Origin of the sequence: Veillonella fallax (assembly GCF_020687175.1) — a bacterium.
In the GTDB taxonomy this organism is placed as follows: domain Bacteria; phylum Bacillota; class Negativicutes; order Veillonellales; family Veillonellaceae; genus Veillonella; species Veillonella fallax.
Map to the genome: position 1 here is coordinate 84,718 of NZ_JAJEQD010000009.1, position 9,195 is coordinate 93,912.

General features: G+C 40.0%; 7 protein-coding genes. All 7 read left to right on the forward strand.

Features of this window, described 5'->3' with window-relative positions:
• Nucleotides 1-24 precede the first annotated feature (24 nt).
• On the forward strand, nt 25-1,983 hold the full coding sequence (locus tag LKD20_RS05860) for a YgiQ family radical SAM protein (RefSeq protein ID WP_227721149.1): 1,959 nt from the start codon (nt 25-27) through the stop codon (nt 1,981-1,983).
• A 61-nt stretch (nt 1,984-2,044) separates the two neighbouring features.
• A complete protein-coding gene (locus LKD20_RS05865) occupies nt 2,045-3,082 on the forward strand; it encodes an ABC transporter substrate-binding protein (protein ID WP_105089409.1) in 1,038 nt (345 codons plus the stop codon).
• Between the two features lie 64 nt (nt 3,083-3,146).
• On the forward strand, nt 3,147-4,493 hold the full coding sequence (gene rimO / locus LKD20_RS05870) for a 30S ribosomal protein S12 methylthiotransferase RimO (RefSeq protein WP_227721150.1): 1,347 nt from the start codon (nt 3,147-3,149) through the stop codon (nt 4,491-4,493).
• A 37-nt stretch (nt 4,494-4,530) separates the two neighbouring features.
• The gene (locus LKD20_RS05875; RefSeq protein ID WP_227721151.1) at nt 4,531-5,778 is read left to right on the forward strand and encodes a competence/damage-inducible protein A; all 1,248 of its coding nucleotides are present in this window, start codon (nt 4,531-4,533) and stop codon (nt 5,776-5,778) included.
• 4 nt (nt 5,779-5,782) lie between these two features.
• A complete protein-coding gene (gene recA / locus LKD20_RS05880; protein WP_005386086.1) occupies nt 5,783-6,823 on the forward strand; it encodes a recombinase RecA in 1,041 nt (346 codons plus the stop codon).
• Nucleotides 6,824-6,825: 2 nt separating this feature from the next.
• Complete coding sequence (locus LKD20_RS05885) at nt 6,826-7,269, forward strand: regulatory protein RecX (RefSeq protein ID WP_227721152.1); 444 nt, start codon at nt 6,826-6,828, stop codon at nt 7,267-7,269.
• A gap of 176 nt (nt 7,270-7,445) precedes the next feature.
• Entirely contained in the window at nt 7,446-8,990 is a 1,545-nt protein-coding gene (rny, locus tag LKD20_RS05890) for a ribonuclease Y (protein WP_255403550.1), read from the forward strand.
• Nucleotides 8,991-9,195 lie beyond the last annotated feature (205 nt).

The window sequence follows — 9,195 nt, forward strand, 5'->3', positions numbered from 1 at the left end:
GAAAGAAAGGCATTTACTCAATCGATGGATAGATTTTTAGTAACAGAACCTTCGGATATGAAGGAACGTGGCTGGGCTGAATTAGACTTTGTCCTCATCAGTGGGGACGCTTATGTAGACCATCCGTCCTTTGCACCTGCTGTTATCGGCCGGTACCTAGAGTCCAAAGGTTATCGTGTAGGCATTATAGATCAACCAGATTGGAATGATGTAGAGGCTTTCAAAAAACTAGGTAAACCGCGTCTAGCGTCCCTTGTTACAGCAGGGAATCTAGACTCAATGCTCAATAAATTTACGGCCGCAAAGAAGATTCGCCGTCAAGATGATTATTCTCCCGGTGGTGAAGCTGGACATCGTCCAGATAGGGCTACCTTGGTATATGCGAACCGTATGAAAGAGGCATATAGTGATGTGCCGCTTATTATCGGTGGTATAGAGGCATCTTTACGCCGCTTTGGTCATTATGATTATTGGTCAGATACCGTACGTCGCTCTATCTTAGTTGATTCTAAGGCCGATGTACTTGTTTATGGTATGGGTGAACTTCAAATTGTGGAATTAGCAGATGCTCTAGATCAAGGTCGCTTTAAAGAGTCCTTGCCATCTATTCGCGGTATTTGTTACATGGCAAAGGAAATTCCTACTATAGACTATGTTGAATGCCCGTCTTTTGAGGAAATTAAAGCTGATAAGATGGCCTTTGCTGATGCTTTCCGTATTCAATATGATGAACAAGACCCATTTTATGGACGTATTGTAGTCCAAAAGCATGGGGACAGATATCTTATTCAAAATACGCCTGCTTTGCCTTTGACACAGGAGGAAATGGATGGTGTATATAACTTGCCATATACACGTAAGTGGCATCCTAAATACGATGATAAAGGTGGCGTACCAGCGTTAAGTGAAGTACAATTTAGCCTTGTTAGTCAACGTGGCTGCTTTGGTAGCTGTTCATTCTGTGCCATTACCAATCACCAAGGTCGTATCATCCAAAATCGTAGCCATGAGTCTTTAATCGACGAAGCTCAAACTATGATTGAGATGGATAATTTTAAGGGCTATATTCACGATGTTGGGGGTCCTACGGCAAACTTCCGTCATTTAGCATGTGATAAACAAGCTGTATATGGCGCTTGTAAAGGTCGTACCTGTGCGGCTCCAGAGCCTTGTGAAAATCTTAATACAAATCATGATGATTATATTGCACTACTCCGTAAATTACGTAAGCTAAAAGGGGTAAAAAAGGTATTTGTTCGCTCTGGTTTGCGCTATGACTATGTTCTAGCAGATAACAATAAAGACTTCGTACGAGAGCTGTGTGAGTTTCACGTTAGTGGCCAATTGAAGGTAGCACCAGAACACGTATCTAAACGCGTTACCAATATGATGGGGAAAGCTGGTAAGGAAGAGTTTCTCACGTTCAAATCTTGGTTTGAAGAGGCTAATAAAAAACTTGGTAAGAAGCAATATTTAGTGCCATACTTTATGAGTTCTCATCCTGGTTGTGCCTTGGAAGATGCTATTGAATTAGCGGAGTTCTTGCGTGATCAACATATGTATCCAGAACAAGTACAGGATTTTATTCCTACACCGGGGAGCCTATCGACTTGTATGTACTATACGGGTATTAATCCTCTAGATGGAAAGCCTGTATATGTAGCAAAAAAAGGTAGAGATAAAGCTAAGCAACGTGCTTTAATGCAATATAAAAATATTGAAAATTATGATCTTGTAAAAGAAGCACTCATAGAAGCCAATCGGCGTGATTTAATTGGATTTGGACCAGAATGTCTGATTCCACCACGCCCAATTGGTCGCAATAGTAATCGTACTGGTACGGGCGGTGGAAACCGCAATAGTGTACAAGCTAATAATCGTCGCAGCGGACGTCAGTCCGGTGAGCAGCGTAGTAAGGGAAGATCATCTCGCAGTGGTATGACTAAAGGTCGTCCATCTAACAAAAGCCGTGGTGGTCGTTAATTATAGAGATTAGTTTTACTAATCTCATTTGAGGATGCTTTATGTCTTATAGGAGGCATATATGAAACGATGGATTGCTCCGGGCATTTTAGCCCTTTTTGTGGTAGGGATGTTGACCTATGGCGTAAACTTTTACCATCAAGAACAATTAGAACATGAAAAAGAGCCTGTTCGTGGTGAGATTATAGTTTATACAGACTTACCGAATAATATAACTACATTGCTTGCCGATCGTTATGAAGATGAGAAGAATGTAAAAGTTACAGTTATGCCTCTTACAGAGGAGCAAATGGCGCAACGTTCGGCCTCAAATGTAGCTGATACATCTGGCGATATTGTGCTTACCTCTGAAGATAACCTCGTTGTAGGTGCCAATACTGGAAAATATGCACCTATCGTTAATGAGAAAATTGACGAGGTGCGTGACAATCTAAAGGATACAAATGGATATTGGGTAGGCCTTTGGTATGATCCTATCGTATTTGTTCAAAACGATACCTTCTACAATGGGGTTGGTAAATATATTACTACATGGGATACCTTGGCAAAACAAGGGGATTGGACCATTGTAATGACCGATTTTGTAGCTTCTCAGAATGCGGCGAACTTGTTATATAACATGGTGGAATATAGGGGGGAGCCTGAAGCATTAAACTATTTATATAGCTTAAAACCTCATGTAATACAACATGCTAAGTTCTTGTCTACCCCAGTTCGTTTAACAGCGCTTGGAGAGTCTAATATCGGCATTGGCAATTTATCTGATGCGGCCCAATATACTCGTCATGGATATCCAATTAAGGTCATTTATCCAACGGATGGGACCTCTTATTATGTAACTGGGGCGGCCGTATTAAAAAATTCAAAACATAAAGCAGATAGCGTCGAATTTATTAATTGGTTGTTATCTACAAAGACTGCAAAGTATATGGTTGAAAATAACTTCACCTATATATTTACAAACCCAGAAATGGATGAGCCAAAAGACTCATTGGGACATGAGCTAATTTTATGGCCTGTAAATGGCGGTTACACCATTGATGGTAAAAAATTATTACTAAATCACTGGGTTAGCCAAGTGCGTTTCCGTAAGGAATAACTCAGTTATATAGATCCTATTAAGGTAGTAAATTGAAAATAATCTTGTTAAGAAAGGATATAGAATGGGTAAGAAATTAGGATATGTTAGCCTAGGTTGTGCTAAAAACTTAGTAGATACAGAGGTAATGTTAGGCTTATTGAAAGATAATGGCTATACGATTACAGAGGACCTAAGCGAAGCAGATCTTATCGTCGTAAATACCTGTACTTTTATTGAGAAAGCCAAAGCGGAGTCTATTAATACCATTCTTGAGGTAGCTCAATATAAAGAAGATGGTACATGTAAAGGCCTTATTGTAGCAGGTTGCTTAAGCCAACAATATCAGGATGAGCTATTCAAAGAAATTCCTGAAATTGATGCTTTGATCGGTACAGGTGCATGGGACCAAATCATGGTTGCTGTTGATGCTATTAAGCATGGCAATCGCAGTTGTATCATGGAAAATATTACAAATATCTATGATGAACGCATGCCTCGTATTCAAACAACACCTCGTTACAGTGCGTATGTAAAAATTGCGGAAGGTTGTAACAACGGTTGTACCTTCTGCATTATTCCAAAGGTGCGCGGTGCATTCCGCAGTCGTACTATCGAGTCTATTAAGGCCGAAGTGGAACGATTAGCTGCAGCAGGTGTTAAGGAAGTTGTTCTGATTGCTCAAGATACAACTAGTTATGGTATTGACCTTAACGATGGTAAGCCGTTGTTGACTACATTGCTTAAGGAGTTAACTACAGTAGATGGTATCGAATGGATTCGCATGTTATACCTATATCCAACATTCTTCTCTGATGAATTGTTAGATCTTATCGTTAATGAGCCAAAACTTTGTAAATATGTAGATATCCCATTACAACATGTTAATAACGATATTTTAAAACAAATGAATCGTCGAGATGATCGCAATGATATTGAACGGTTGCTTAAGAAAATTAGAAATGCTCCTACACATATTACATTGCGTACATCTATTATTGTTGGATTCCCTGGTGAAACAGATGAGCAATTTGAGGAACTTTGCGACTTTGTAAAAGAAATCAAATTTGATAATATGGGCGTATTTACTTATTCTCAAGAGGAAGGTACACCAGCTGGTGCGCGTGAAGACCAAGTGCCAGAAGAGGTAAAAGAAGAGCGTTATCATATTCTCATGTCCATCCAAGCCGCTATTTCTGAAGAAAATAACCGCGATTTAGAAGGTACTATTGACTATGCAATGGTAGAAGAAATCGAGGAAGGTGAGAATGGTACATTACTCGCTAAAGGACGCTTAAAATCTCAAGCACCTGATGTAGACGGTAATATGTACATTGAAGACTGCGGAGAAGAGATTCAACCTGGAGATATTCTTAAGGTACAAGTAGAGCAGGGCTTTGCTTACGACGTAGTAGCTACGGTTGTAGAATAAAACACAGCTCGATACATTCGATTGTGGAGGTGATCTGATGATTGTAGAACTCATTTCTACAGGTTCAGAGTTATTGCTAGGTGATACAGTTAACACTAATGTATCTTGGCTAGCACAAGAATTAAATAAATTAGGCTATACTATTGCTCATCAATCGGTAGTAGGAGATAATCCAAAGCGTATGGCTGAAGTTTTTCAGTTAGCTAGCTCTCGGGCAGACATTGTTATTAGTACTGGTGGGCTTGGCCCGACACAGGGCGATATTACACGGAATGTATTGGCCGATTCTGTGGGCCGGAAGATTATATTTAATCAAGAGGCAATGGATGAGGTTGAAAAATTTTTCCAACGTGTAAAACGTACTGTGCCAGATGCAAGTCGTCGAGAAGCACAATTGCCAGAAGGTGCAAAGGTACTACATAATCCGGTAGGTGTAGCACCAGGTGTTGTCGTTGAAGACGGAGATACTACATATATTCTTTTGCCAGGACCTCCTGGTGAAATGAAGGGCATGTTCCAAGATAGTGTAGTTCCATATTTGTATGAGCGCTTTGGTTCACAAGGTGTGGTTACCTCTTATCGATATGGTGTATACGATATTCGCGAAATCGATTTGGAGAATACCTTAATGGATCTCATTAAGAATCAATCAAATCCGACTATAGCGTTATTAATCAAAAAAGGCTATATTGAGGTGCGCATTACGGCTAAGGCTGATACCTTAGAGGCCGCACATGAGCTTCTCAATCCTTGGGATGCTATCATTCGAGAACGGTTAGGCTCTCGGGTAGGTCGCGATTTATCTATTTCCATGGAGGAAACTCTGGGTCGTGCTTTACTAGAGGAACATAGTACGATTAGTACTGCTGAATCTTGTACTTCTGGCTTAGTTGGTAAGTTATTGACTAATGTCAGTGGTAGCAGTGAATACTATATGGGCGGTGTTATTTCCTATAGTAATGATGTAAAGCATCGTGTATTAGGTGTACCTCAAGATATGTTAGACACCTATGGGGCCGTTAGTGAGCAAGTTGCTAAGGCTATGGCAGAGGGGGCACGAACTGTTGGTCAAACAACATATGCCGTTTCTACGACTGGTATAGCTGGTCCTGGCGGTGGTAGTCCTGAAAAGCCTGTTGGTCTTGTATGGTTTGGGGTTACCGGACCTCATGGAACAGTGGCTCATAAGGCTAATTTAATTGGTAATCGTGAAGATATTAGACAAAGTGCAGCAGAACTAGCACTTTACTATGTTTATACTTATATAACAGAAAAGGGGAAATAAAAGAATGGCTGTAGATGGCAGACAAGCAGCGTTGGATAACGCGTTAAAACAAATTGAAAAAGACTTTGGTAAAGGCGCTATTATGCGTCTTGGTGAAGCGGCAGATCGCATGAACGTAGAGGTTATTTCCTCTGGTTCTCTTGCAATCGATATCGCTGTTGGCGTAGGTGGATTTCCTCGTGGCCGTGTAATTGAAATCTACGGTCCAGAATCCTCTGGTAAAACAACAGTAGCTCTCCATGCTGTAGCAGAAGCGCAAAAACAAGGTGGCATTGCAGCTTTTATTGATGCGGAGCATGCAATGGATCCTGTATATGCTCGTAATTTGGGCGTAGATATCAATAACTTGTTGATTTCTCAACCAGATAATGGTGAACAAGCTCTTGAAATTACAGAAGCCCTTGTTCGCAGTGGTGCTGTAGATATCGTCGTAGTTGACTCCGTTGCAGCCTTGGTTCCTAAAGCAGAAATCGACGGTGAAATGGGCGATGCTCACGTAGGTCTCCAAGCTCGTTTGATGAGTAAAGCATTGCGTAAATTGACTGGTATCATCAGCAAATCTAAAACTGTTGTTATCTTTATCAACCAATTGCGTGAAAAAGTAGGCGTAATGTTTGGTAATCCTGAAACTACAACAGGTGGTCGTGCGTTGAAATTCTATTCCTCCGTACGTCTTGATGTTCGTAAGGGTGAATTAATTAAAGCTAATAACGAAAATGTTGGTGCTCGCACTAAAGTTAAAGTTGTTAAGAATAAAGTAGCACCTCCATTCAAAACAGCTGAGTTTGATTTGATGTACGGTGAAGGTATCTCAAAAGCTGGTACACTTATCGATATTGGCACAAATATGGAAATCATCAATAAATCTGGTGCATGGTATTCCTATAATGGTGAACGCATGGGCCAAGGTAAAGAAGCAGCTAAACAATATTTGTTAGATAATCCACAAATCGCTGATGAAATCGATCGTATTATTCGCGATACATTAGCTGTTGGTACAGAAGAAATTGATGTAATCGGTGAAGAAGTAACTGAAGAAGTATAATCATGAGTGACGAAACGATGCAAGCTGCTATGGATCAAGCGTATCGCTTCCTGGCTCAACGATTTCTTAGTTCCTATGAACTGACACAAAAAATGAGACGTAAACAAATCGAGGACCCAATCATTGAGCGGGTCCTTGAACGCCTTAGAGACTATGATTATATCAATGATGAGCGCTTATCTGAGCAAGTATTGGCGTACTTGATGAAAGAACAAAAATACGGTGCGTATATGATTAAGCAAAAGATGAAGCTGCGAGGTCTTACAGTGCCTCAGGAAATCTCTAATTATGATGAAGTGAAAGCCGCTTATCGCGTAGTAGAGAAAAAATTTGGCTCCATTCTCAATGAAGAAGACACTCCTCGTGTAAAAGTATTTAATTTTCTCAAATATAGAGGATTTTCAACGAGCACTATCCAAGTTGTATGCAATGATTTTTATGAATAAATAGTGCTTTTTAAGAGGCCTTACTAGGCTTGTAAAATCTTGACAGAAAGGGCTTTCAAGTCTAAAATTAATAATAGCCTTATTTATTTATATGATGATATGGCTAAATGATAATTTTAATGCATGAAGGGCATAAAAAGGAGCATGAAAGCTCAATTTTGAGAATTTAAGAGGAGGTGAGACTAATTTTAGAGTATAGTCTAATTGCAGTGGTAATGGTACTGATTGGACTAGGGGTAGGCTATTTTTTAAGAAAAAATATTGCTGAAGGAAAACTGAATCAAGCTGAGCAAGAGGCTGCACGTATCATCGCTAATGGTGAACGCACAGCTGAGTCTAAAAAGAAAGAAGCTTTATTAGAAGCGAAAGAAGAAATTCATAAGCTCCGTTCTGATGTAGAACGAGAAAATAAAGATCGCCGTTCTGAACTTCAACGTATGGAACGTCGTATTCTTCAAAAAGAAGAATCTTTGGATAAAAAATTAGACAATATTGAGCACAAAGAGGAAGCTTTACATCGCAAAGAAGCTGACTTAGCCCAAAGCCGTGAAAAAATTGAAGCTTTGTATGAAAAACAAATGGCAGAATTGGAACGTATTTCTGGTATGACATTTGAAGAAGCTAAGAATATCTTGTTAACGAATGTGGAACAAGAAATTCGTCATGAAACGGCGATTATGGTTAAGGAAATGGAGCAGCAAGCTAAGGATGACGCGGAGAAAAAAGCAAAAGAAATTATCTCCTCTGCTATCCAACGTTGCGCAGCTGACCATGTAGCGGAGACTACCGTATCCGTAGTGGCATTGCCTAATGATGAAATGAAGGGTCGCATTATCGGTCGTGAAGGCCGTAATATTCGTGCACTCGAAACATTAACAGGTATTGACTTGATTATCGATGACACACCAGAAGCAGTTATTCTTTCCGGCTTCGATCCAATTCGTCGTGAAGTGGCTCGTATTGCTTTGGAAAAATTGATTGTAGACGGTCGTATCCATCCAGCTCGTATTGAAGAAATGGTTGGTAAAGCTCGCAAAGAAGTTGACCAAACTATTAAAGAAGCTGGTGAACAAGCAACATTTGAAGCTGATGTTCATGGCTTACATCCTGAAATTGTAAAGATTTTAGGTCGTTTGAAATATCGTACTAGTTACGGTCAAAACGTTTTGAAACATTCTATTGAAGTATCTCATTTAGCAGGTTTGATGGCAGCTGAACTAGGCTGTGATGTAACATTGGCTAAACGAGGTGGTTTAATCCATGATATTGGTAAAGCATTGGACCGTGAACTTGAGGGTTCTCATGTTCAAATTGGTGTTGATGTGGCTCGTAAATATCGTGAAAGTGCAGCAGTAATTAACTGCATTGGCGCTCATCATGGTGATGAAGAGTTCCAATCTGTAGAAGCTGTATTAGTTGCAGCTGCTGATGCTATCTCTGCGGCTCGTCCTGGAGCACGTCGAGAAACATTAGAAAACTATTTGAAACGTTTATCTAAATTGGAAGAAATCGCTGAATCCTTCGAAGGCGTTGAAAAATGCTTTGCTATTCAAGCAGGTCGTGAGATTCGCGTTGTAGTAAAACCGGATAAGATTGATGAAGCTGAGTCTACATTACTCGTTCGGAATATCGTAAAACGCATCGAGTCTGAACTCGAATATCCAGGCCAAATTAAGGTCGTAATTATTCGTGAAACTCGCGTTGTGGATTACGCAAAATAATATGCTATAAGCGATAAGTATAGGCTGCAATGATTTCATTGCAGCCTATTATTATCAAATATTATTCGCAGACTATAAAAGGATACGGCGTATAGGAATCACCATGTATTGATCCATAATAGATGGTGGGGTTATAGGACAAAACGTGTTGGTTTTATAGGCGATGGAGCCAGTAAATTACTGGCTCCATCGCTATTTTAAGTTC